The organism is Pseudomonas sp. FSL W5-0299, assembly GCF_005930655.1.
Lineage (GTDB): Bacteria > Pseudomonadota > Gammaproteobacteria > Pseudomonadales > Pseudomonadaceae > Aquipseudomonas > Aquipseudomonas mandelii.
On the sequence record NZ_RXHX01000045.1, the window covers coordinates 22741 to 46529 of the forward strand.

The following is a 23789-nucleotide window of genomic DNA, read 5'->3' on the forward strand; positions in this document are numbered from 1 at the left end:
CTGTGTGGAAATGCAGCCGGGACGCTCCGCGTCCCATTTAAAAGCCCAACGCAGAGCGTCCGTTGAAGTGTTTCCCGCCGCAGAGCATGGGAACGATCGGTGTGGCGATTAGTAGTCGAGAGCGGTGGGCTTCAGGTACATCCCTTCCTGCGTCATCGCAATCCGGAACTTCAACACGTCCCCGGCCTTGAGCGTGATGTTCTGCGAACCCGGTGCGAGCATGCCCGGGTTGCAACCCGGTGCCTGGCCCGGCAACAGTTTGAGGCGCAGGGACACAGTGCCCGGCGGCAGGTTGAACGAGGTGCTTTGTTCCTGGAACAGCCGCGCCGACAGTTGGTCCTGGATGTAGACGCCGATCTCGCAGGAGGTCGCGACTTCGAGGCGCTCGCGAGAAATGATCAGTACGCCATAGTCCTCCCCGGCGGCTTGAACCGAAGGTGTCGCGGCAAATAGGCTGAGGAAGCCAAACAGGCTGAGAGCTGACCAGCGCATGGCTGAATCTCCTGAAGTCGAGTCATTGATGCACGCAGCTTGGCCGAGCGCGACACCGATTGCCAGCCCGGCAGATTTCGGCAGAACTTGACCTTGCCATGGTGGCAAGCCCGAGACTGCTCGCAACCTCATAAAAGGAGCCACACCATGCAAGTGTTCAACGTTCAAGGCATGTCCTGCGGTCACTGCGTCAAAGCCATTACCCAGGCGCTGCAAGCCAAGGATCCTGCGGCCAGCGTGCGGGTCGATCTGGCAGCCGGGGAAGTCGGTGTGGAAAGCGCGCTGACGACCGAGCAAGTGATCGCTGCGATCACGGAAGAAGGCTACGACGCCAAACTCGCTTAAGCCCAGGCACAATCCCCTGTAGGAGCGAGCCTGCTCGCGATAGCGGTGTGTCATTCAGCGTTGATGTTGACTGGCACTGCGCTATCGCGAGCAGGCTCGCTCCTGCAGGTTTTATATTTATCCAATGATATTTAATAGTTAGCGAGCTATCGGAATGTTCAAGGCGTCCATGCGCGGCTAGACTGTCGGGCTGCCGACCCATGCCCAACTGGATGCCTGATGAACTTCCGTACCATTTTGATTCTTGGCGCCCTGAGCGCTTTCGGTCCGCTGGCAATCGATTTCTATCTGCCGGCGTTCCCGGCGATGGCACTCGCGTTCGGTACCGATGAGAAACACGTCCAGCTGACCCTGGCCGCGTACTTCCTGGGCCTGTCCCTGGGTCAACTGGCATACGGACCGGTGGCGGATCGCTTCGGGCGAAGGATTCCGTTGCTGACAGGCGTCGGGTTGTTCACCGCGGCGTCCCTGGCCTGCGCGTTTGCGCCAAATCTGGAATGGTTGATCGGCGCGCGATTCATCCAGGCCCTTGGTGGTTGCGCCGGGATGGTGATCGCCCGTGCGGTGGTCAGTGACAAATGCGATGCGGTGGGCTCGGCGAAAGTCTTTTCGCAATTGATGCTGGTGATGGGCCTGGCACCGATTCTCGCGCCCATGCTCGGTGGACTGCTGGTCAACACCACCGGCTGGCAGTCGATCTTCCTGGTGCTGACCGGATTCAGTGCGCTGGCAGGGTTGGCCGTGGCAATCGGGTTGCCGGAAAGCCTGCCGGCCCACGTACCGCGTCAACCGCTGTCGGGGGCGTTGCGTCAGTACGGTCGGCTGTTGTCGGATCCGGTCTACCTTGGCCACGCCTTGACTGGCGGTATCGCCATTGCCGGGATGTTTGCCTACATCGCCGGTTCGCCGTTCGTCTTCATCAAACTCTACGGGGTCCCGGCCGAGCATTTCGGCTGGCTGTTCGGGACCAACGCGGCGGGTTTCATTCTGGTGGCGCAGGTCAACGCACGACTGCTGGCCAAGCGTGGCCCGGCATTTCTGCTGGTGCGTACCGTGTGGATTTACCTGGGGGCGGGCCTGACGCTGCTCGCCGTCAGTGCGCTGCACACCGAACAGTTATGGCCGCTGCTGATTCCGCTGTTTATCTGCATCGCCAGCCTCGGTTGCATCCTCCCCAATGCCTCGGCCTGCGCCATGAACGGGCAGGGCGCTCGCGCCGGCAGTGCGTCGGCGATGCTCGGGTGCCTGCAATTCAGCGTCGCCGCCGGAGCGGCTGCATTGGTCGGTGTTTTACACGATGGCAGCGCCGTGCCGATGGCCATGGTCATCAGCCTGTGCGGGATTCTGGTGGTGAGCGCGGCGATGCTCACCCGGCGTTTGCAAAATGCCCGGGCATTGGCGCAAACCCAGGTCTGAGGGCGGACTCAGCCAGCGGCGCGCTGTTGTTGGTGGTCGGGAATTTGATGGGGCGCGAGCAATCGCGCTTCAAGGGTCTTGGTGAAGGCTAGCGCTTCAGCTTCGCTGCGGAACGTAACAGCGTGTTGGTCCAGACGAACCTGCCACTGGGATTTAGCCACTTCTTTAATCAGGATCTTCATTGCTGAACTCTCCTCTCTTAAAAGATGTTGCGTAAAAGATTGCATCGCAGAGGTTTCGATTGTAGACCCGAATACGATCGTAATTGTGACATGGGTCAATTCTCGGACTGACGGTGTCGTCCATCCGGACGACACCTGTCTCAATCTGTTTCAGAACCCTTCGAGCACAATCTTGCCCTTGGCCTTGCCGCTTTCCAGCAGCTCATGGGCGCGTCGCAGGTTGGCCGCGTTGATGGTCCCGAAGTGCTCGCCGACCGTGGTTTTCAGCGTCCCCGTGTCGATCAGCCCGGCCACGCGGTTGAGCAAGTTGTGCTGCTCGATCATGTCCGCCGTTTCGAACAGCGAGCGGGTGTACATGAATTCCCAGTGCAGCGACAGGCTCTTGCGCTTGAGTTTGGTCACGTCCAGCGCTTTCGGATCATCAATCAGCGCCAGTTTGCCTTGTGGCGCCAATGCCTCGACCAGTTGATCCAGGTGATGATCGGTCTGGGTCAGGCTGGCGACGTGGGTCACATTGTCCACGCCTGCGCGTTTGAGTTCTTCACTCAACGGCTGGCTGTGATCAATCACCAGATCGGCGCCCAGTTCGCGTACCCAGCTCTGGGTTTGCGCACGGGAAGCGGTGCCGATGACCTTCAGCCCGGTGAGTTGGCTGGCCAGTTGCGTGAGGATCGACCCTACGCCGCCCGCCGCGCCGACGATCAGCAGGCTCTGGCCTTCATCGGTTTTACCTTCGCGCACTTGCAGGCGTTCGAAGAGCAATTCCCAGGCGGTGATGGCGGTCAGCGGCAGTGCGGCGGCTTCGGCGAAACCGAGGGTTTTCGGCATATGGCCGACGATACGTTCATCCACCACGTGCAATTCGCTATTGCCCCCCGCACGGGCGATAGAGCCCGCGTAAAACACCTTGTCGCCAGCCTTGAACAGCGTGACTTCGCTGCCGACAGCCTTGACCACACCGGCCACGTCCCAACCCAGCACTTTCGCCGCGCCGCCTTCAGGCTGGACGTTCTGGCGGACCTTGGTGTCGACCGGGTTCACCGAGATGGCTTTGACTTCCACCAGCAGGTCGCGCGGACCGGCAACCGGTTCTGGCAGTTCGATGTCTTGCAGGGCATTGGCGTCGCTGATCGGCAACGAGGTGTAGTAGGCGATGGCTTTCATGTGCGGCTCCTGAACAGTAATAGATGAAGGGATCAAGCCACGGTGCGCAGGCGCTTGAGGTCGAAGTGCTCGAGAAAGTCGCCGGCCTTGGCGCGGAAGTTCTGTACATGGGCGCTGGCGTCATGGGCTTGCAGGGCTTCGTCGCTGCTCCAGTGTTCAATCATGTAGAACGCCAGTGGATTGGCCAGGTCCTGATGCAAATCGTATTGGCCGCAACCGGCCTCGGCGCGGGTCGGTTCCACCAGCGCACGCAGGTGTTGTTCGAGGGCGTCTTGCTGGCCGGGTTTGGCAATGAGGGTGGCAATGGCGGTGAAAGGCTGGGACATGGTCGCTCCGCAAACGGGTTGATTTCGATGGGACAGATGATTGGCTATTTCTCTGGAAGATAAAACCCGCTAAAAGAGCAGTCTCTTTCAATATTTTTTTGATAATCGGGGCTGAGAATGCTGCGTTTCGATGACTTGCAGTTATTCGTCCGGGCTGCGGACCTGGGGAGTCTGTCGGCGGCGGCTCGGGTGATGGACATGTCGGCGGCGGTGGCCAGTGCGGCGTTGAAGCGCATCGAACAGCAACTCGGCGCGCGCTTGTTGGCGCGCTCCACCCGCAGTTTGCGTCTGACCGCCGAAGGTGAGGGCTTTCTGGAATATGCCCGGGCCGCCCTGAGCAATCTCGACGAGGGTCGTCGCTTACTGGCCAGCGGTCAGGATCAGGTCAGCGGGATTCTGCAGTTGTCGGCACCGTCGGACTTTGGCCGCAACCTGTTGCTGCCGTGGCTCGACGAGTTCCAGCGCGAGCACCCTAAACTGACCGTGCGCCTGTTGCTGGGGGACCGCATCGCCGACCTGTTCCGCCAACCGGTGGACATTGCCCTGCGTTACGGCGAGCCGGAAGACTCAAGCCTGGTGGCACTGCCCATCGCGGCGCAGAACCGCCGAGTGCTCTGCGCCGCGCCAAGTTATCTGGCCAGGCACGGCGAGCCGCGGCATCTGGAACAACTGGCGCAGCACAATTGTTTGTTGTTCATGCTCGGTAGCCGGGTCCATGACCACTGGAGTTTCCACGACGGCAAGCGCGAAGTCGGGCTGACCGTCAGCGGCGATCGCTTCAGTGACGACGCCGATGTCGTGCGGCTGTGGGCAGTGGCGGGGGCCGGGATTGCTTACAAGTCCTGGCTCGATGTCGCCGCCGATGTGCTCGCCGGCCGGTTGAAAGTGCTGATGCCGGAGTTGCTCTGTGAGCGCGCACCGCTGAATTTGCTGTGCGCCCATCGCGCACAATTGAGTAAGCCGGTGAACCTTCTACGGGAAATGCTTGCCAGCCGATGCGCTCTTTTAGGCAGTCAATTTCCGACAATATCGGGCATCGATCATTAGTCGCAGGCAAATAGCGAAATTTCTGTCAGGAACTATCACCACCCGCGCTTTCCCAAGGGCAGGAACCGGCGGTTAACCCGCTTATACTAGCGCCCGCCTCATGTACGCACCGTCGACCTCGCAATGGCGATGGCCTCACGGTCAAGCATCCGACCTTCGGCGCACCTGCGAAGCAATGGCATGGGGGAGAAGGGGCTTTGCCCGGCTTATGGCGGTTTCCGCGTCTTGGCCGACGACACATTACTGGTCAAGATGTCTCTGAGCAGCAGACGAAACGATTCAACAGGGAGTGAATACATGGAACATGCACCTTGCATCAGCCAGATCGCCACGTTGCTGGCTGACCCCAAGCGCAGCGCAATGATGTGGGCCTTGATGGATGGCTCGGCGCGGCAGACCGAAGAGCTGGCGCTATTGGCCGGCCTGTCACCGTCTTCGGCCAGTGCACACCTGGGGCGTTTGTCCGCCGGAGGTCTGTTGAAAGTCGAAATCCGTGGGCGCAAACGCTTTTTCCGCCTGGCCGCGCCTGAAGTGGGCGCGGCAATCGAAGCATTGGCCAGCGCGACGCTGGCCAGCACGCCGCAGCCCGTCCCGGACGTCTTCAAACGCACCAGCCCCATTGCCAAACCTCAGGCGGCGCCATCGTCGTTGTTGCGGGCCCGACTGTGCGACGACCATTTGGGAGGCACCCTGGCCGCCGATCTTTACCAGCGGTTGCTGGATGCCGGCTGGATCGAGCAGTTCGAACAGCGCGTCATGATCACCCACAAGGGTTCCACACAACTGGCCTCGCGCGGGGTGTTCATCCAGGCCCTGGCTCATCGCAACAGTCGAGTGGCCTGTGCGTGTCCCGACTGGAGCGAAAGACGCCCGCACATGGGCGGTTCGCTGGGCGCTGCATTGTTGCAGCTGTTCATGCAGTCCGGCTGGCTGAGCCTGCCCAATGATTCGCGCGCCTTGCAGATCACGGCCGCGGGGCAGCGGGAGATCCATCGATTCGCCAAGGAAACCGAGCTGGAAATGGCGCTTTAGAGCTGTTTGATTGACTGAATCGCTAGCTGGCTGAACACAGAGCCTGTGGGAGTGAGCCTGCAACAAAGACTCTCCCACAGGGGGGCTGCGCTAAGGCTTATGGTTTTACCAACCGCGCATCCAGGCTGTTTTGCGCCAAACGCTTGGCCTGATCCTGGGTCATGCCCAGGTCGGTGTACAGCGCATGGAAGTTCTCGGTCACATACCCGCCAAAGTACGCCGGGTCATCCGAGTTCACGGTCACTTTCACGCCACGCTCAAGCATGTCGAGGATGTTGTGCTGGGACATGTGATCGAACACCCGGAGCTTGGTGTTGGACAGCGGGCACACGGTCAGCGGGATCTGCTCGTCGATGATCCGCTGCATCAAACGCTCGTCTTCGATGGCGCGCACGCCATGGTCGATGCGCTGGATTTTCAGCAGGTCGATGGCTTCCCAGATGTACTCAGGCGGGCCTTCTTCACCGGCGTGGGCGACGGTCAGGAAGCCTTCGTGGCGGGCACGATCAAACACACGCTGGAACTTGCTCGGCGGGTGGCCCATCTCCGAGCTGTCCAGGCCCACGGCCACAAACGCTTCACGAAACGGCAGCGCCTGGTCGAGGGTTTTCTGCGCTTCGTCTTCACTCAGGTGGCGCAGGAAGCTCAGGATCAAACCGCTGGTGATGCCCAGTTGCTGCTCGCCATCCTTGAGCGCCGCCGCGATGCCGTTGAGCACCACTTCAAACGGGATGCCACGGTCGGTGTGGGTTTGCGGGTCGAAGAACGGTTCGGTGTGAATCACGTTCTGCGCCTTGCAACGCAACAGGTAGGCCCAGGTCAGGTCGTAGAAATCCTGCGAGGTGCGCAACACGTCGGCGCCCTGATAATACAGGTCGAGAAACTCTTGCAGGTTGTTGAAGGCATACGCCTTGCGCAGGGTTTCTACATCGCTCCAGGGCAGGGCGATCTTGTTGCGTTCGGCCAGGGCGAACAGCAACTCGGGCTCCAGCGAACCCTCGAGGTGCAGGTGCAGTTCTGCCTTGGGCAGGGCGTTCAGCCAGTCGTACATAGTCTTTTCTCATCAGGTGCAGATGGCGAGCATTCTACAGATGCCCGTAGAAACAATTAGCAAAACCTGACCAGCCGGTTCATCACACCACGGCCTGTTCCCGTCGATAGGCGTAGGTCTCGGCGAAGCGCGAGAGAAGGAATTCAGCGCAGGTAGTGGCCGGGTACTTCGCCGGGTGCGATTCGTCCTGGCAACCGGGCAGGCATTCAATGGGCGTATCGGGGTGTGGTTCGGCGAAGAATGGCATCGAGTAACGATCGACGCCCAGCGGGCTGATCACCCGGTGCGGCGTCGACAGGTAACGGTCATTGCTCCAGCGGGCCATCATGTCGCCGAGGTTGACCACGAACGTGCCTTCGATCGGCGGCGCATCGATCCATTCGCCTTTGACGTTGCGCACTTGCAGGCCACCGGCGGCGTCCTGGTACAGCAGGGTAATGCAGCCGTAATCGGTGTGGGCGCCGGCGCCTTGCTGCTCCTCGGAGCTGGCGGTATGTCGCGGCGGATAATGGATCATCCGCAGCACGCTGACCGGTTCATTGAAGCGCGTGTCGAAGAAGTCGCGCTCGATGTTCAGCGCCAGGGTCATGGCACGCAGCAGGGTTTGGGCGAGGGCCTGCATGTCGATGTAATGCTGTTCCATCAGCACTTCCCAGCCGGGCATCGAGGGATGGCGGTTGGGACCGCGCAGCGGTTTTTCCGCCAGTACTTGCGGGTGGTCGGCCGGCAGGTGCAGGCCCATGTCGAAGGTTTCTTTCAGGTCGCTGGGTTTGCTCGGGTCGAGTTGCTCGGTGGCGATGGCACCGTAGCCGCGATGGTGGCGAGTCTGGGTGATGTCGATCTTGAGCTTTTCGGCGGTGGGCAAGGCGAAGAAGCGTTGGGCATGGTCGAGCACAGCGTGGATGCGTGACGCGGAGATCGGATGCCCCTTGATGTAGAAAAAGCCCCAGTCGCGGCAGGCGCGGTCGATCTTTTCGGCAACGGACTTCCAAGCGTGTTGGTCTTCGCTATAGAGCGGGGCGATGTCGATGATCGGAAGTTGGTTCATGCGCAATTCTCAAGGACGCTGAAAATTCATTGTAGGAGTGAGCCTGCTCGCGATCGCGGCGTGTCAGTCGACATTGATAGCGTCTGACACTCCGCCATCGCGAGCAGGCTCACTGCTACAAGGTTTTGTGTTGGGTTGGGGAGCTACTTCGGAATATCGGCCTTCATCCCTTCAACGTAGTAGTTCATCGACGCCAGTTCCGCATTGCTTGCCGTCGCGCCCGTCGGGATTTTTTCGGTGCCGGCCTGATCCTTGATCGGCCCGGTGAACGGGTGGAAGGCGCCGCTCTTGATGTCCGCAATGATCTGCTCGGCCTCGGTTTTCACCGCCGCTGGCACCAGGTCGCTGATCGGCAGTTCAACTGTGCCTTCTTTCAAACCGCCCCAGTAATCCTGCGATTTCCAGGTGTGGTCGAGCACGCTTTGGGTCGCTTGAATGTAATGCGGCCCCCAGTCGTTGACGATCGACGTCAGCACCGCTTTCGGCCCGAAGTGCGCCATGTCCGAAGCGTAGCCCACGGCATACACGCCGCGGCGTTCGGCTGCCTGAATCGGTGCCGGGCTGTCGGTGTGCTGGAACACCACGTCGACGCCCTGGTCGATCAGTGCGTTGGCGGCGTCGGCTTCCTTGCCCGGATCGAACCACGAGTTGACCCATACCACCTTGATCTCGGTGCCTGGGTTGTATTTGTTCAGGGCCAGTTGAATAGCGTTGATATCGCGGATCACCTCAGGGATAGGGAAGGACGCGACGTAGCCGATCTTCTTGGTCTTGGTCATCTTCGCCGCGAGGAAACCGCCGACGTAGCGACCTTCATACGTGCGCGCCAGGTAGGTGCCCAGGTTCTTGTCCTGCTTGTAGCCGGTGGCGTGTTCGAAGGTCACCTTGGGAAACTGCTTGGCGACTTTCAGGGTCGGGTTCATGTAGCCGAACGACGTGGTGAAGATCAGGTCGTAGTTGTCCTTGGCCATGTTGCGGATCACTCGCTCGGCGTCGGCACCTTCGGCGACGTTCTCCACATAGTTGGTGGTGATCTGATTGCCGAACTTCTCGGCCAGCGCCTTGCGCCCCTGTTCATGCTGATACGTCCAGCCGTGGTCACCAATCGGGCCGATATAGACGAAGCCGACTTTCAGCGGGTCGGCGGCGCTGGCGGTCAGGCTCGCGCTCAGACCAATAGCCGCGGCAACGGCGCAAAGCAGCTTCTTCAACGGACGTTTGTGCATGAATTCGAACTCCATGTTGTTGTGAGGTGGGCAGAGGCAATGCAAATTGCTGACCAACAGGACAACAAAAACGCCGAAACCGTGTAATGGCCTTCGCGGGCAAGCCTCGCTCCTACAAGAGCGACGCCAACCTGTAGGAGCGAGGCTTGCCCGCGAAGAGCCCCCAAGGCCAATAAAAGTGCACGTGTCAAACCTGCTGCCATCCACTGGTGCGCTAAGGTGTAACGAAACGTTAGCGCCGCCCCGCAGTCAGTAGCTCATCACCCTGATCGCTTCACTCGGCACAAAAGGCCCGCAATGCTCACACTCCTCAAGCAAGAAAAGTTTCTGTTGCTGGCCGTGATTGCCGCGCTCGTCGCTTATCCACTGGAACACTGGATGCTGCACAGCGGCCAGCCCATCGCGCTGACCGCTGGCCTGGTGCTGATTGCCTTCATCGTCGTCGCCTCCATGCGTGTCGCCCATCACGCCGAACTGCTCGCGGAAAAAGTCGGCGACCCTTACGGCACCATGATCCTGACCCTGGCCGCGGTGCTGGTGGAAGTGGTGATCCTGGCGATCATGATGAGTAACGAAGCCTCGCCAACCCTGGTGCGCGACACGATTTACTCGGCGGTGATGCTCGACATCAACGGCATCCTCGGCCTGGCCGCGTTGATGGGTGGGATCAAGCACGGTGAGCAGTCGTACAACGACGACTCGGCCCGCAGTTACAGCGTGATGATCCTCACCGCAATGGGCGTTTCCATGGTGGTGCCGGAGTTCATTCCCGAAGCTAACTGGAAGCTGTATTCGGCGTTCACGATTGGCGCGATGGTCGTGCTCTACACCCTGTTCCTGCGTATGCAGGTCGGGCCGCACAGTTACTTCTTCAGCTACAGCTACCCGGAAAAACGCCGCAGGAAAGTCCCGGAGGAGGAACCTGAACCGGTCAATCTGGCGCTGAGTATCGGCACGTTGGTGTTCGGCGTTGTGGTGATCGGCGCCTTGGCCGAAGTGATGTCCAAGACCCTCGACCTGGGCCTGGAAGGCACGGGTGCTCCGCCGGTGATTACGGCGATTCTGGTGGCGGCCATTTCCGCGGCGCCGGAGATTCTGACGGCATTGCGCGCGGCCTTGGCCAACCGCATGCAATCGGTGGTCAACATCGCCATGGGCGCGTCATTGTCGACGGTGATCCTGACGGTGCCGGTGATGGAAGCGATGGCGCTCTACACTGGCCAGCCGTTTCAGATGGCGATGACCCCGGTGCAGACGGTGATGATCTTCCTCACCCTGATCGTCAGCGCAATCAACCTCAACGACGGCGAAACCAATGCCATCGAAGGCATGACCCATTTTGTGTTGTTTGCGACGTTCATCATGTTGTCGCTGCTGGGCCTCTGAACACACCACAAATCCCCTGTAGGAGTGAGCCTGCTCGCGATAGCGGTGTGTCAGTCGACATTGAGGGTGTCTGACACACCGCTATCGCGAGCAGGCTCACTCCTACAGTTTGATTTGTGTTGTATCAGACGCCGGCGATTAGCTGCCGGGCCGCCTGGCTGTGATCGGCGATCAGGCCTTTGAGATCCAGCCCTTCAACCTGCCCGTCAATCACCCGCCATTTGCCACCAATCATCACCCGATCCGCGCGATCGGCACCGCACAGCAGCAACGCCGACACCGGATCATGACTGCCGGAGAAGCGCAGTTCATCGAGCTTGAACAACGCCAGATCCGCCTGCTTGCCCACCGCCAGTTCGCCGATATCGGAACGCCCCAACAAACTCGCCGAACCCTTGGTTGCCCACCCCAGAACCAGTTCCGGGGTGATCTTCTGCGCGCCATAACGTAGCCGCTGAATGTAAAGCGCCTGACGGGTTTCGAGCATCATGTTCGACGCATCGTTGGACGCCGATCCATCCACGCCCAGGCCGAGCAACGCACCGGCAGCGGTCAGGTCCAGGGTCGGGCAAATGCCGGAGGCCAGGCGCATGTTCGAACTCGGGCAATGGCAAATCCCGGTGCCGGCGGCGCCGAGGCGGGCGATTTCGTCCGGGTTGAAGTGGATGCCGTGCGCGAGCCAGGTGCGTGGCCCGAGCCAGCCGACGCTGTCCAGATAATCCACGGTTCGCAGGCCGAAGCGTTGCAGGCAGAAGTCTTCTTCGTCGAGGGTTTCGGCCAGGTGCGTGTGCAGACGCACGTCGAGTTTGTTTGCCAGTTCGGCGCTGGCGGACATGATTTCCGGTGTCACCGAAAACGGCGAACACGGCGCCAGGGCGATCTGGATTTGCGCACCATCACCACGCTCGTGGTACTCGGCGATCAAGCGCTGGCTGTCCGCGAGGATCACTTCGCCTTCCTGCACGGTCTGCTGCGGTGGCAGGCCGCCGTCCTTTTCACCCAGGCTCATGGACCCGCGCGTCAGCATGGCGCGCATGCCCAGTTCGCGAACGCTTTCGACTTGCACGTCGATCGCGTTTTCCAGGCCTTCCGGGAACAGGTAGTGGTGATCGGCGGCGGTGGTGCAGCCGGACAGCAGCAACTCAGCCAGCGCGACTTTCGTGGCGAGGGCGAGTTTTTCAGGGGTGAGGCGGGCCCAGACCGGGTAGAGGGTTTTCAGCCACGGGAACAACGGCTGATTGACCACCGGCGCCCAGGCGCGGGTCAGGGTTTGATAGAAGTGGTGATGGGTGTTGATCAGTCCCGGCAGGATCACATGCTCGCGGGCATCGAAGACGTGTCCGCAGGGCGCGGACGGTTGCTGGCCAGCGGCGAGCACTTCGACGATCACGCCGTCTTGCACCACCAGGCCGCCACGGGCATCGAGGTCATTGGCAGTGAAAATGGCGAGGGGATTTTTTAGCCAGGTACGGGTCGCAGGCATGTTAGCCGGCTCCTCTGAAAGTGGGGTTCAGGTTAGCCAGCTCAGTGATTACCCTGTCTGCTGATCCAGGGTCGCCGCGGGGACGAGGTGCGGAGTTTCAAACAAAACCGCCTGGCCGGCAAGTCCTGCCCGACCAGACGACGCAAACCTTATGTGGAATGAAATCCTGTAGGCGCGAGGGTGGTGTTTACCAGGGAATGGTTTCGCCTCTGTAGTTCACGAAGTGATGTCCACCCTTGCCGGTGTACGCATTCACCTGATCGACCAACCCGCGCGTACTGGTTTCCACGTCGATATCGGCGCCTTCACCGCCCATGTCGGTCTTCACCCAACCCGGATGCAACGACAGCACGGTGAGTTTCTGCTCGCCCAGTTGCGTAACGAAGCTGTTGGTCATGGAATTCAGCGCCGCTTTACTGGCCTTGTACAACGCCAGCTCCGGCGCGTCCGGCATGGTCACGCTGCCCAGCACCGAGCTCATGAACGCCAGCACGCCGGTCTCCGGGCGAATCTGCCCGGCAAAACGTTGTGCCAGGTTGATCGGCGCCACGGCGTTGGTGAAAAACAATTGACCGACCTCGGCCAACGTCGCGCCGCCCGGCGTCTGAACGTCCGGCCCCTTGACCCCGGCATTCACGAATAGCAAATCGAACACTTCACCCTTGAGCTGTTGGCTCAGGGCGATGACCGCCTGCTGATCGTCCATGTCGAGCTTCTCGATCCGCACCTTGCCCAACGCCTGCAGCGCCTCGGCGTTCTGCGGGTTGCGCACGGTGGCGGTGACTTGCCAGCCGTCGGCCAGCAGGGTTTTCACCAGGCCGAGGCCCAGGCCCCGGGAGGCACCGATGATGAGTGCGGTTTTTGCCTTGGACATGAGTGGCTTCCTTGATAAATGAGGATCATGGGCTCAGTGGACAACGCTGACCGAGCCGTTGTTGCAACTCGTGGCGCAATGCACCGAGTTCGTCCATACGGGTTTCAATCAGCTTGAGTTTGTCTTGCAGCAACTGCGTGACGGCGCTGTCAGGATCCGGCGATTGCCATATCGTGGCAACGCTGTTGCCGATCTCGCCGAGGGTAAAGCCCAACCGTTGAGCTGTCTTGATGTACAACACCAGTTGCACCATGTCTGGCGGGTAGTCGCGATAGCCGTTGGCACTGCGTTGTGCGGCGATCAGTCCGCGCTGCTCGTAGAAGCGCAGCGTGTCGCGGCTGACGGCGCTGGCCTGGGCTAATTCACCGATGCGCATCATGACGTCTCAAGAGGGGCTTGACCTTGGAGCATACTCCAGGCTTTAGCCTTGTTGCTCCCTGAATTTATGGAGCAAGGCCGATGTGGACTTCAACGCAATATCGCCGGGTGGTGCGGGGCAGCGCCTGGTATGACTTGATCGTGACGGCAGCGTTTATCACGCCGTGGAGTTTTGCCGCGTTGCACGGGGTGTTGTTGAGTGTGAGTCAGGCGTTCGATTTGCCGGGCGATATGCCGCCGTTCGAGCCGATGCACATGTTGATGGCGAATCTGCTGGGGTCGATTGTGTGTGTCTGGGCGGTGCTGCGGATTCGTGATCCGCAGCAGGTGTTTGGGCGGTATGACGCGGTGGGGCGGTTTCTGTTTTCGGCTTGGCAGCTTTATGCCTTGGTCCATGGCGCCAGTTCGCTGTTGGTGATTTTTCTGGTCTTTGAATTGGCGTGGGGCGTGGCTCAAGTGTTGCCGGTTCGACAGCCTTCGCGGGCAAGTCGGATCGCCGCGCCGCTCGCTCCTACAGGTCCAGTGCCGATTTCACCGATTGCGCAAAACCTGTAGGCGCGAGACTTGCCCGCGAAGAGGCCGGCCGGGTCAACCTTAATGCCCCGCCTGCCACGGCTGCCCCAACGACACCGGCGCATACAACCGTGTGCGCACCGCGTCCCGCGACAACAGCACCAACACCACAATCGTCGCGACATACGGCAACATCGCCAACAGGCTCGACGGAATCGCCAGCCCCAACCCCTGCGCCACCAGGTGCAGGATGCTCGCGAGCCCGAACAGGTACGCCCCCAGCAGCAATCGCCACACTCGCCAACTGGCAAACACCACCAGCGCCAAGGCAATCCAGCCACGGCCGGCACTCATGTTTTCCGCCCACATCGGCGTATAGGCCAGGGACAAATAAGCCCCCGCCAAACCGGCCATCGCGCCGCCAAACAGCACCGCCAGTGCACGCACACCCAACACCGGCAAGCCCATGGCACTGGCCGCCTCCGGGCTTTCCCCGACCGCTTGTATGATCAGCCCGACGCGACTTTTCAGAATCACCCACGCTACCAGCGCAAACAACGCGAACGACAGATACACCAGCAAATCCTGCGCGAACAGCATTCGCCCGATCAAAGGTATTTCACTCAGGTAAGGAATCGCCACCGGCTCAAAACCGGCCAGTGGTTTACCGACCCACGCCGCGCCGACAAACGTCGACAGGCCCACGCCGAAAATCGTCAGCGCCAATCCGGTGGCCACCTGATTGGCATTGAACACCAGCGCCACCAGCGCAAACAGCGACGACAACAGCATCCCGGCGAGCATCGCCAGCAACACGCCAAGCCACAGGTTGCCGCTGTTCAGGGCGACGATAAAACCGATCACTGCGCCAAACAGCATCATGCCTTCCTGACCCAGATTCAGGACGCCGCTTTTCTCACAGATCAATTCGCCCAGGGCCACCAACAGCAACGGCGTGCCGCAACGGACCATGGCGTAGAAAATATTGCTCAGCAGGTCGATATCCATCACAGCGCTCCGGCGTGTGCAGCGGTGGCTTGTGTGCGGCGAGTCCAGCGCAGGTTCAAACGCGGTCGGTAAAGAATCAGCACGTCACTGGCCAACAGGAAAAACAGCATCATTCCCTGGAACAACTGGGTGATGGCTTGCGGCAGGTTCATGCTCATCTGCGCGCTCTCGCCGCCGATGTACAGCAACGCCATCAGCAGGCTGGAAAACAGAATGCCGATGGGGTTGAGCCGCCCTAGAAACGCCACCGTGATAGCGGCATAGCCATAACCCGGCGAGACCTGCGGCACCAGTTGGCCGATCGGCCCGGTGACTTCGCTCACTCCGGCCAGCCCTGCCAATCCGCCGCTGATCAACAGCGCCAGCCAGATCAGCCGCTTCTCGCGAAACCCGACGAAACCCGCCGCGCGCTTGTCCAGCCCGAGCACTTTTATCTGGAAACCGACAAAGCTTTTTTGCAGCAAAACCCAGACCGCCACCAACGCGAGCAGGGCGAAATACACCCCGGCGTGAACCCGACCGTCTTCCATCAACAGCGGCAAACGGCTGGCATCGCCGAACATCGCCGACTCCGGAAAGTTGAACCCGGCCGGGTCCTTCAACGGCCCATGCACGCAGAACAGCAGCAGGTTCAGCGCGATGTAATTGAGCATGATGCTGGTGAGGATTTCGTTGGCATTGAAACGCGTGCGCAACCACGCCGTCAGCCCGCCCCACGCGGCACCGGCCAACGTGCCGACCAGCAGGATCAGCACCAGCGCCCAGCGACTTTGCATATCGATGATATTCACCGCCAGCGCACTGCCGGCCAGGGCGCCGAGCAGCAATTGGCCTTCGGCGCCGATGTTCCAGATCCGCGCCTGATACGCCACGGCCAGCCCCAGCGCGCAGAGCAAAATAGGCAAGGCTTTGACCAACAGTTCGGAGACACCATACAAGTCGCTGACCGGCGCAATCAGCAGGGTGTGCAGCGTGAGCAGCGGGTCATGACCCAACGCAATAAACAACAGCGAGCCGCAGCCCAAAGTCAGGGCCGCGGCCAGCAACGGCGAGCACCACAGCATCAGGCGCGATTGCTGGCCACGGGGTTCGAGAGAAAGCAGCATGTGAAACTCCGTTAAACCGTTGCGGATGCGAGTGTTTGAGGGGCGTCGAACTGGCCGGCCATCCAGCCGCCGACATCGATCAGGCGCGTGTCGACCGTGGCCCTGAGCGGCGACAGGCGTCCGCTGCACAAGGCACCGAGCCGGTCGCTGATCTGGAACAATTCGTCGAGGTCTTCGCTGATCACCAGGATCGCCGCACCGGCATCGCGCAAGGCAATCAACGCTCGGTGAATGGTGGCGGCGGCGCCGACGTCCACGCCCCAGGTCGGGTGCGCGGCCACCAGCAATTTCGGTTGCTGAAGGATCTCGCGGCCGAGGATGAATTTCTGCAAATTGCCACCGGACAGACTGCGGGCCGGCGCTTGGGTATCGGGTGTTTTCACGCCAAAGCGGCGGATGATTTCTGCCGCCAAGGCTTCGACCTTGGCGCGCTGAATGAGGCCGTTGCTGACCAAACCTTGTTGAAACGCGGTGAGCAGGGCGTTGTTGGCGAGGCTCAGTTCGGGCACCGCACCGTGGCCCAAACGCTCGGCGGGAACGAACGCGAGGCCGAGGTGGCGTCGCGCATCGGGCCGCAAATCGGCGACCGGCTGCCCGCCGAAACGGATCGTCCCGTTATCGTTTCGGCTCAACCGTTCTTCACCGCTGAGCAGGGCCAGCAATTCATCCTGACCATTGCCTGCAACACCGGCGATTCCGACGATCTCGCCGCTGCGCACTTCGAGGCCAATGTCCGTCAGGGAGCAGCCGAACGGGTCCGGGTTGTGCCACGACAATCCGCTCACATTCAAAAACGAGTCACCGCCGATCACCTTCGGATAATCGGTAATCAGCTCGGCGGCTTCCCCCACCATCAACCTCGCCAATTGCTGATCCGAACACTCGGACGGCACGCAATGCCCGGCCACCCGACCGCCGCGCAGCACCGTAGCGCTGTGACATAACGCGCGCACTTCACCGAGCTTGTGGCTGATGAACAGAATGCTGCAACCCTCGGCCGCGAGCCGGCGCAGGGTGATGAAGAGGTCGTCAGCCTCCTGCGGCGTAAGCACGGAAGTCGGCTCATCGAGAATCAGCAGGCGGATGTCCTGCATCAAGCAACGAACGATTTCCACCCGTTGCCGCTCGCCGATCGACAGGCTATGGACAAGGCGCTCCGGTTCCAGCGCCATGCCGTAGCGTCGGGAGACTTCACGAATTTTTGGCTCAAGCTGCTTCGGCGTGCCGGACGCCGCACCCATTGCCAGGGCAATGTTCTGCGCCACGCTGAGGGTTTCGAACAGCGAGAAGTGCTGGAACACCATGCCGATCCCCAGTGCGCGAGCCTGCGCCGGATTGCGCATGTTCACGCGCCCGCCCTGCCAGATCATTTCCCCGGAATCGGCGTGTGTGACGCCATAGATGATCTTCATCAACGTACTTTTGCCCGCACCGTTTTCGCCGAGCAGGGCGTGGATTTCACCGGGAGCAATGCTCAGGTCGATGGCGTCGTTGGCCAGGCAGCCGGGGTAACGTTTGCTGATTTTGCGCAGTTGCAGTCGAGGCGTTTGATCGGGGATCGGCACGGGGTTGGGCATGACAGGCTCGGGTCGATAGGAGTTATGCCTGTGGATAAAGCAATTTCCTGGCCATTGAGTCAGGAAAACCGAAAATCCTTGCTGGCAAAGGCATTGAGGGCGCGGCCTCGCCATCTTTTGATCGTCGATCAAGCACTACTTAGGGGCAAAGTGCTTGATCAGGCTCTGCTTTTGCCCGTCGGGTATTGATCAAAAAACGAGCAACACACCGCAACCTATGCCGGATATAGGGCAGAGCCAGTCATGAACGGGTTATCCACAGGTTGTTCCACAGTATTTGTGCGCAAGCCGAAAGCACGGGCATAAGCACTGTGCGGCTATCTTCTAAAGGTGATAACCGACGCTAACTGTTTGTTTTTTCGTGAAATTAGTGGTTTGTATGGAAAGTTGGACGAAAAATGAGCAAAGCCCGCAAAGCCGCATGACAGAAGGGTTACAGCAGGATGTGCTCAGGTTATCCACAGCCGGGTGCACAGCAGATGTGGGCATCTGAACAGGCTCGATAAAAGGGCGGTGAACGGTGTTGGTGCGATCAGTGCTGCAACACAATGCGCCCGCGACTCAGGTCGGCGAGCTGAGTTTGCAGGGTCGTGATGTGCTCTTTGCCGATCGCCAATTGCAGGTCCACGCCGTTGGCGGTGAAGGTTTCTTCCACCACCAAACCTCCCGATTCAGCGACGCGCAGTTTCACCAGCGCCAACTCACCAAAGGCACAGGTACAGCTCACCGGCATCCGACTGATCAGCTCGACTTTCGCCGCGCCTTGCAGGCACTTGTTGGCGCCACCGCCATAGGCCCGGGCGAGGCCGCCGGTGCCCAATTGAATGCCGCCATACCAGCGAATCACCAGCACTGCGACCTGATCGCAATCCTGCGCTTCGATGGCCGCCAGAATCGGTCGTCCTGCGGTGCCGCCCGGTTCGCCATCATCATTGCTGCGGTATTGGTCGCCGAGCTTCCAGGCCCAGCAGTTGTGCGAGGCATTCAAGTCGCTGTGCTGATCGATGAACGCCTGGGCGTCGGCAGGGCTTGCGATCGACGTGGCGAACGTGATGAAACGGCTTTTGCGAATCTCTTCGCGGTATTCGCAAAAACCGCTGAGGGTAAAAGGCATAAGTGTCTTAGATAGCTGGCGTGAGGCCGCAGCCCTTGAGGATGATGCGGATCAGGTTGTTGCCGGCGTCTTCCATGTCTTGCTTGGTCAGCTTGGTGCGGCCGCTGACACGGCAGATCTGGGTGGCGAAGTCGGCGTAATGCTGGGTACTGCCCCACAGCAGGAAGATCAGGTTTACCGGGTCGACCGGGTCCATCTTGCCGGCGTCGATCCACGCCTGGAACACCGCCGCCCGGCCCTGGAACCAGGCGCGATAGTCCTGATTGAAATACTCGGTCAGGCATTCGCCGCCACTGATCACTTCCATGGCGAAGATCCGCGAGGCTTGCGGCTGGCGACGGGAGAATTCCATTTTGGCGCGGATATAACGCGTCAGCGCTTCGGCCGGATCATCCTCGGCAGTCAAGGTATTAAAGGTGCTATCCCATAACTCAAGGATGTTGCTCAACACCGCCACGTACAAACCGAGTTTGTTGGTGAAGTAATAATGCAGGTTCGCCTTGGGCAACCCGGCATTCAAGGCGATGGTGTTCATGCTGGTGCCTTTGAAACCGTGACGGGCAAATTCGTCTTCGGCGGCTTTGATGATGGTCTCTTCGTTCTTCTGACGAATGCGGCTGGCGGGTTTGCCGCCGTGAGCGGGGACTTCAAAGGTCATAGGCACTTCCGGACAAGTGGATGGGTGTAGCCACTGCGTTGATAGCGCACCCACAAGCTCCAGACAAGTCCTGACGCAATAAAACCTGAACACCACAATTCCTGTAGGCGCAGTGCTTGCTCGCAAAAGCGATGTGTCAGTCGACATTAATGCAGCTGACACACAGCCTTCGCGAGCAAGCTTCGCTCCTGCAGGCTTTCGCCACTTTCAACGTGTCGCGGCCAGGCTTTCGAGGAAGCTTTCCAGCACCAAATGTGGGCGCCGGCCCTTGCGCGTGACCGATGCGAGGCTCAGGTCATAAAAGCGCACGTTGGGTTTCAGCGCCCGCAATCGACCTTGCTGCACCCAGAGGCTGGCGTAATGGTCCGGCAGGTAGCCGATGAAGCGTCCGGTCAGGATCAGGAAGGCCATGCCCTCACGGTCCGAGGCACTGGCGGTGCAATTGAGCGCCTGGTAATGGGCCTGGATTTCCGCGGGCAAACGGAAAGTCGGCGCGATGGCGTCCTGGCTATTGAGGCGCTCGTCATCCAGTTGTTTATCGTCGACATAAAACAACGGATGACCGACTGCGCAATACAGCAGCGAGCGTTCGCTATAAAGCGGCTGATATTCCAGCCCCGACAGCGCGCTGGCCTGCGGCACCACGCCGACATGCAATCGACCGTCGAGCACCCCTTGTTCAACTTCATTTGGCGCGATCATGCGGATCTGAATCTGCACGTCCGGCCCGCGTTCCTTCAGCTGTGCCAGCGCATGGGTGATGCGCATGTGGGGCAGGGTGACCAGGTTGTCGGTCAGGCCTATGGTCAATTCGCCGCGCAAGTGTTGGTGCAGGCCGTTGACCTCAGTGCGAAAACTTTCCAGCGCACTTAATAGCTGCAAGGCCGATTGATAGACCTCGCGACCTTCCTCGGTCAGGGAAAATCCGGCGCGACCGCGTTGGCATAAACGCAGACCGAGGCGCTGTTCCAGATCGCTCATCTGCTGGCTGATGGCCGAGCGGCCGATCCCCAATACCGACTCTGCCGCAGAAAAGCCTCCGCACTCCACCACACTGCGAAAGATCCGAAGCAGGCGGATATCAAAGTCACTGACTTGCGCCAGCGGATCGGGGCGACGGCTGCTCATGCTTTAATTACTCAAAGTTTAGTGGATGGCTGACTGAACGTTAGAAGAGTTGGATTTCACCGACTTTATCCTCGTGGCAATTTAGCTGCAAGAACGCTTTTGATCTCTATGCCGCTTATTGCCCTGCGAGGTTTTGCCCATGAACTTGCCCGAAAACGCCCGATCTCCTTTGGCCAGCCAGCTCAAGCTCGATGCCCACTGGATGCCCTACACCGCCAACCGTAATTTCCAGCGCGATCCACGACTGATCGTTGCTGCTGAGGGCAGTTGGTTGACGGACGATAAAGGGCGCAAGGTCTACGATTCGCTGTCGGGTCTGTGGACCTGCGGCGCCGGGCACACTCGCAAGGAAATCCAGGAAGCGGTTGCCAAACAGTTGGGCACCCTCGATTACTCGCCAGGCTTCCAGTACGGCCATCCGTTGTCGTTTCAACTGGCCGAGAAAATCACCGATCTGACGCCGGGCAATCTGAATCACGTGTTCTTCACTGACTCGGGCTCCGAGTGCGCTGACACGGCGGTGAAGATGGTGCGTGCTTACTGGCGTCTGAAAGGCCAGGCCACCAAGACCAAAATGATCGGTCGTGCCCGTGGCTATCACGGTGTGAACATCGCCGGCACCAGCCTCGGTGGCGTGAACGGCAACCGCAAAATGTTCGGTCAGGCGATGATGGACGTCGATCACCTGCCGCACACCTTGCTGGCGAGCAATGCCTATTCCCGTGGTATGCCGACGGAGGGCGGTATCGCCTTGGCCGATGAACTGCTCAAGCTGATCGAGCTGCATGACGCTTCGAACATCGCCGCCGTATTCGTCGAGCCAATGGCCGGTTCCGCTGGCGTGCTGGTTCCGCCGCAGGGTTATCTGAAGCGTCTGCGCGAGATCTGCGATCAACACAACATCCTGCTGGTGTTCGACGAAGTGATCACCGGTTTCGGCCGTACCGGTTCGATGTTCGGCGCCGACAGCTTCGGTGTGACCCCGGACCTGATGTGCATCGCCAAGCAAGTCACCAACGGCGCGATTCCGATGGGTGCGGTGATTGCCAGCTCCGAGATCTACCAGACCTTCATGAACCAGGCGACGCCAGAGTACGCGGTGGAATTCCCGCACGGTTACACCTACTCCGCGCACCCGGTGGCTTGCGCCGCTGGCCTGGCTGCACTCGACCTGCTGCAAAAGGAAAACCTGGTGCAGAACGTGGCTGAAGTCGCGCCACATTTCGAAAATGCGCTGCACGGCCTGAAGGGCTCGAAAAACATTATCGATATTCGTAACTACGGTCTGGCGGGCGCGATCCAGATCGCACCGCGTGATGGCGACGCCATTGTGCGTCCGTTCGAAGCGGGCATGGCTCTGTGGAAAGCCGGGTTCTACGTGCGCTTCGGCGGCGACACCCTGCAGTTCGGCCCAACCTTCAACAGCAAGCCGCAAGACCTTGATCGTCTGTTCGACGCGGTCGGCGAAGTGCTGAACAAAATCGACTGATTTTCCCTTCTATATAGAGGCGCCCCTTGAAGGGCGTCTCGTGGACAAATTTTCAGGAGCCCCGCATGAGCCTTATCCCGCATTTGATCAATGGCGAACTGGTGACCGAAGACGGTCGCACGGCCGACGTGTTCAACCCGTCCACCGGCCAGGCCATCCACAAGCTGCCTTTGGCCAGCCGCGAAACCATTCAGAAAGCCATCGACTCGGCCAAGGCTGCGTTCCCGGCCTGGCGTAACACGCCGCCGGCCAAACGTGCTCAGGTGATGTTCCGCTTCAAGCAACTGCTGGAGCAGAACGAAGCGCGTATCGCCCAGTTGATCAGTGAAGAGCATGGCAAGACCCTGGAAGATGCTGCCGGTGAACTGAAGCGCGGAATCGAGAACGTTGAGTTCGCCTGCGCAGCGCCGGAAATCCTCAAGGGCGAGTACAGCCGTAACGTCGGTCCGAACATCGATGCCTGGTCGGACTTCCAGCCGTTGGGCGTGGTGGCGGGTATTACTCCGTTCAACTTCCCGGCCATGGTTCCGCTGTGGATGTATCCACTGGCGATCGTCTGCGGTAACTGCTTCATCCTCAAACCGTCCGAGCGTGATCCAAGCTCGACGCTGTTGATCGCTCAACTATTGATCGAAGCCGGCCTGCCTAAAGGTGTGCTGAGTGTGGTGCATGGCGACAAGGCGGCGGTGGACGCGCTGATCGAAGCGCCGGAAGTCAAAGCGCTGAGCTTCGTTGGCTCGACGCCGATTGCCGAATACATCTACGCCGAAGGCACCAAGCGCGGCAAACGCGTCCAGGCACTGGGCGGCGCGAAGAACCATGCGGTGCTGATGCCGGATGCGGATCTGGACAACGCGGTGAGCGCACTGATGGGCGCGGCTTACGGTTCTTGCGGCGAGCGTTGCATGGCGATCTCGGTGGCCGTGTGTGTGGGCGACCAGGTGGCGGATGCGTTGGTGGCCAAGTTGGTACCGCAAATCAAGGCGCTGAAAATCGGTGCGGGTACTTCTTGTGGGCTGGACATGGGGCCACTGGTTTCCGGTCAGGCTCGCGATAAAGTCAGTGGCTATATAGAAGACGGCGTTTCTTCGGGCGCGTCCCTGGTGGTTGATGGTCGTGGATTGAGCGTGGCCGGTCATGAGGAAGGTTTCTTCCTGGGTGGCTGCCTGTTCGACAACGTCACGCCAGAGATGCGCATCTATAAAGAAGAGATCTTCGGGCCAGTGTTGTGTGTGGTTCGGGTCAACAGCCTGGAAGAGGCGATGCAACTGATCAACGATCACGAATATGGCAACGGCACCTGCATCTTCACCCGTGATGGGGAAGCGGCGCGGTTGTTCTGTGATGAGATCGAAGTCGGCATGGTCGGCGTCAACGTGCCGTTGCCGGTGCCGGTGGCTTATCACAGCTTCGGTGGCTGGAAGCGTTCGCTGTTTGGCGATCTGCATGCGTATGGCCCGGATGGCGTGCGCTTCTATACCCGTCGCAAGGCCATTACCCAGCGCTGGCCGCAGCGTGCGAGCCATGAAGCGTCGCAATTCGCATTCCCTAGCTTGTAAGTAGAAGGGCAGAAGGCCGAGCCCCTTGGGGCTCGGCCTTCGTGTTTTCGGGCTTTTTTGACCTATATGACAGAAATGTGAAGATAGGTGTTGACGGCAGATTCTGGAAGTCTATAATTCGCCCCACTTCCGGCGCAGTCGAAACGGAAAACTCCTTGGTAAACAAAGAGTTATGCAGTTTTCGACA

General features: G+C 60.1%; 24 protein-coding genes. 8 read left to right on the top strand and 16 right to left on the bottom strand.

The features are described 5' to 3' along the window. Positions 1-108 precede the first annotated feature (108 nt). On the bottom strand, positions 109-492 hold the full coding sequence (locus FHL16_RS30465; protein WP_010463805.1) for a hypothetical protein: 384 nt from the start codon (positions 490-492) through the stop codon (positions 109-111). Between the two features lie 147 nt (positions 493-639). Here FHL16_RS30465 and FHL16_RS30470 point away from each other — a divergent pair, with 147 nt between their 5' ends. Continuing rightward, positions 640-837 (top strand): cation transporter, encoded by a 198-nt coding sequence (locus FHL16_RS30470; RefSeq protein WP_010463804.1) that lies wholly within the window; start codon positions 640-642, stop codon positions 835-837. A gap of 219 nt (positions 838-1056) precedes the next feature. Next, entirely contained in the window at positions 1057-2253 is a 1197-nt protein-coding gene (locus FHL16_RS30480; RefSeq protein ID WP_077750216.1) for a multidrug effflux MFS transporter, read from the top strand. An 8-nt stretch (positions 2254-2261) separates the two neighbouring features. On the opposite strand, the gene FHL16_RS34165 is transcribed toward FHL16_RS30480, so the two are convergent. The 3 genes from FHL16_RS34165 to FHL16_RS30490 all read right to left on the bottom strand — a co-directional run bounded on the left by FHL16_RS34165 (position 2262) and on the right by FHL16_RS30490 (position 3925). Then, positions 2262-2435 (bottom strand): hypothetical protein, encoded by a 174-nt coding sequence (locus tag FHL16_RS34165; RefSeq protein WP_167362270.1) that lies wholly within the window; start codon positions 2433-2435, stop codon positions 2262-2264. A gap of 150 nt (positions 2436-2585) precedes the next feature. Continuing rightward, positions 2586-3599 carry a zinc-binding alcohol dehydrogenase family protein gene (locus FHL16_RS30485; protein ID WP_077750217.1) on the bottom strand — a complete coding sequence of 338 codons (1014 nt, stop codon included), beginning with the start codon at positions 3597-3599 and terminating at the stop codon, positions 2586-2588. 32 nt (positions 3600-3631) lie between these two features. Beyond that, a complete protein-coding gene (locus tag FHL16_RS30490) occupies positions 3632-3925 on the bottom strand; it encodes a putative quinol monooxygenase (protein WP_010463795.1) in 294 nt (97 codons plus the stop codon). Between the two features lie 117 nt (positions 3926-4042). Here FHL16_RS30490 and FHL16_RS30495 point away from each other — a divergent pair, with 117 nt between their 5' ends. Together FHL16_RS30495 and FHL16_RS30500 are read left to right on the top strand one after the other, a co-directional pair. Beyond that, positions 4043-4972 carry a LysR family transcriptional regulator gene (locus FHL16_RS30495; RefSeq protein ID WP_010463794.1) on the top strand — a complete coding sequence of 310 codons (930 nt, stop codon included), beginning with the start codon at positions 4043-4045 and terminating at the stop codon, positions 4970-4972. A gap of 297 nt (positions 4973-5269) precedes the next feature. Then, positions 5270-6004 (top strand): ArsR/SmtB family transcription factor, encoded by a 735-nt coding sequence (locus FHL16_RS30500; RefSeq protein ID WP_010463793.1) that lies wholly within the window; start codon positions 5270-5272, stop codon positions 6002-6004. 97 nt (positions 6005-6101) lie between these two features. Here FHL16_RS30500 and FHL16_RS30505 read toward each other — a convergent pair whose 3' ends face one another. From FHL16_RS30505 to FHL16_RS30520, 3 genes are all read right to left on the bottom strand, one after another. After that, positions 6102-7055: an adenosine deaminase gene (locus tag FHL16_RS30505; protein ID WP_010463790.1), complete on the bottom strand. Its 954-nt coding sequence runs from the start codon at positions 7053-7055 to the stop codon at positions 6102-6104. Between the two features lie 82 nt (positions 7056-7137). Then, a complete protein-coding gene (locus FHL16_RS30510) occupies positions 7138-8103 on the bottom strand; it encodes an isopenicillin N synthase family dioxygenase (protein ID WP_077750218.1) in 966 nt (321 codons plus the stop codon). A gap of 143 nt (positions 8104-8246) precedes the next feature. After that, a complete protein-coding gene (locus tag FHL16_RS30520; RefSeq protein ID WP_010463786.1) occupies positions 8247-9329 on the bottom strand; it encodes a BMP family ABC transporter substrate-binding protein in 1083 nt (360 codons plus the stop codon). A gap of 297 nt (positions 9330-9626) precedes the next feature. On the opposite strand from FHL16_RS30520, the gene FHL16_RS30525 reads away from it, so the two are divergent. Beyond that, entirely contained in the window at positions 9627-10715 is a 1089-nt protein-coding gene (locus FHL16_RS30525; protein ID WP_010463784.1) for a calcium:proton antiporter, read from the top strand. A 124-nt stretch (positions 10716-10839) separates the two neighbouring features. On the opposite strand, the gene FHL16_RS30530 is transcribed toward FHL16_RS30525, so the two are convergent. The 3 genes from FHL16_RS30530 to FHL16_RS30540 all read right to left on the bottom strand — a co-directional run bounded on the left by FHL16_RS30530 (position 10840) and on the right by FHL16_RS30540 (position 13448). Continuing rightward, positions 10840-12198 carry an 8-oxoguanine deaminase gene (locus FHL16_RS30530; RefSeq protein WP_077750219.1) on the bottom strand — a complete coding sequence of 453 codons (1359 nt, stop codon included), beginning with the start codon at positions 12196-12198 and terminating at the stop codon, positions 10840-10842. Between the two features lie 187 nt (positions 12199-12385). Continuing rightward, positions 12386-13072 carry an SDR family oxidoreductase gene (locus FHL16_RS30535; protein WP_010463780.1) on the bottom strand — a complete coding sequence of 229 codons (687 nt, stop codon included), beginning with the start codon at positions 13070-13072 and terminating at the stop codon, positions 12386-12388. Between the two features lie 25 nt (positions 13073-13097). Continuing rightward, positions 13098-13448, bottom strand: coding sequence for a MerR family transcriptional regulator (locus tag FHL16_RS30540; protein ID WP_077750226.1), 351 nt, complete (start codon positions 13446-13448; stop codon positions 13098-13100). A gap of 83 nt (positions 13449-13531) precedes the next feature. On the opposite strand from FHL16_RS30540, the gene FHL16_RS30545 reads away from it, so the two are divergent. Further along, a complete protein-coding gene (locus tag FHL16_RS30545; RefSeq protein ID WP_077750220.1) occupies positions 13532-14005 on the top strand; it encodes a hypothetical protein in 474 nt (157 codons plus the stop codon). Positions 14006-14044: 39 nt separating this feature from the next. Here FHL16_RS30545 and FHL16_RS30550 read toward each other — a convergent pair whose 3' ends face one another. The 6 genes from FHL16_RS30550 to FHL16_RS30575 all read right to left on the bottom strand — a co-directional run bounded on the left by FHL16_RS30550 (position 14045) and on the right by FHL16_RS30575 (position 20554). Further along, entirely contained in the window at positions 14045-14971 is a 927-nt protein-coding gene (locus FHL16_RS30550; RefSeq protein WP_077750221.1) for an ABC transporter permease, read from the bottom strand. Further along, positions 14971-16077: an ABC transporter permease gene (locus FHL16_RS30555; protein WP_077750222.1), complete on the bottom strand. Its 1107-nt coding sequence runs from the start codon at positions 16075-16077 to the stop codon at positions 14971-14973. Before FHL16_RS30555 ends, FHL16_RS30550 begins: the two co-directional genes overlap by 1 nt. An 11-nt stretch (positions 16078-16088) precedes the next feature. After that, positions 16089-17654 carry an ABC transporter ATP-binding protein gene (locus FHL16_RS30560; protein ID WP_077750223.1) on the bottom strand — a complete coding sequence of 522 codons (1566 nt, stop codon included), beginning with the start codon at positions 17652-17654 and terminating at the stop codon, positions 16089-16091. Positions 17655-18186: 532 nt separating this feature from the next. After that, the gene (locus FHL16_RS30565) at positions 18187-18768 is read right to left on the bottom strand and encodes an IMPACT family protein (protein ID WP_077750224.1); all 582 of its coding nucleotides are present in this window, start codon (positions 18766-18768) and stop codon (positions 18187-18189) included. 7 nt (positions 18769-18775) lie between these two features. Further along, complete coding sequence (locus tag FHL16_RS30570) at positions 18776-19426, bottom strand: TetR/AcrR family transcriptional regulator (RefSeq protein WP_010463768.1); 651 nt, start codon at positions 19424-19426, stop codon at positions 18776-18778. A 207-nt stretch (positions 19427-19633) separates the two neighbouring features. Then, complete coding sequence (locus tag FHL16_RS30575) at positions 19634-20554, bottom strand: LysR family transcriptional regulator (protein ID WP_010463766.1); 921 nt, start codon at positions 20552-20554, stop codon at positions 19634-19636. Positions 20555-20693: 139 nt separating this feature from the next. On the opposite strand from FHL16_RS30575, the gene FHL16_RS30580 reads away from it, so the two are divergent. Beyond that, entirely contained in the window at positions 20694-22043 is a 1350-nt protein-coding gene (locus FHL16_RS30580; protein ID WP_010463764.1) for an aspartate aminotransferase family protein, read from the top strand. A 65-nt stretch (positions 22044-22108) separates the two neighbouring features. Beyond that, positions 22109-23602 (top strand): CoA-acylating methylmalonate-semialdehyde dehydrogenase, encoded by a 1494-nt coding sequence (locus tag FHL16_RS30585; protein WP_010463762.1) that lies wholly within the window; start codon positions 22109-22111, stop codon positions 23600-23602. Positions 23603-23789 lie beyond the last annotated feature (187 nt).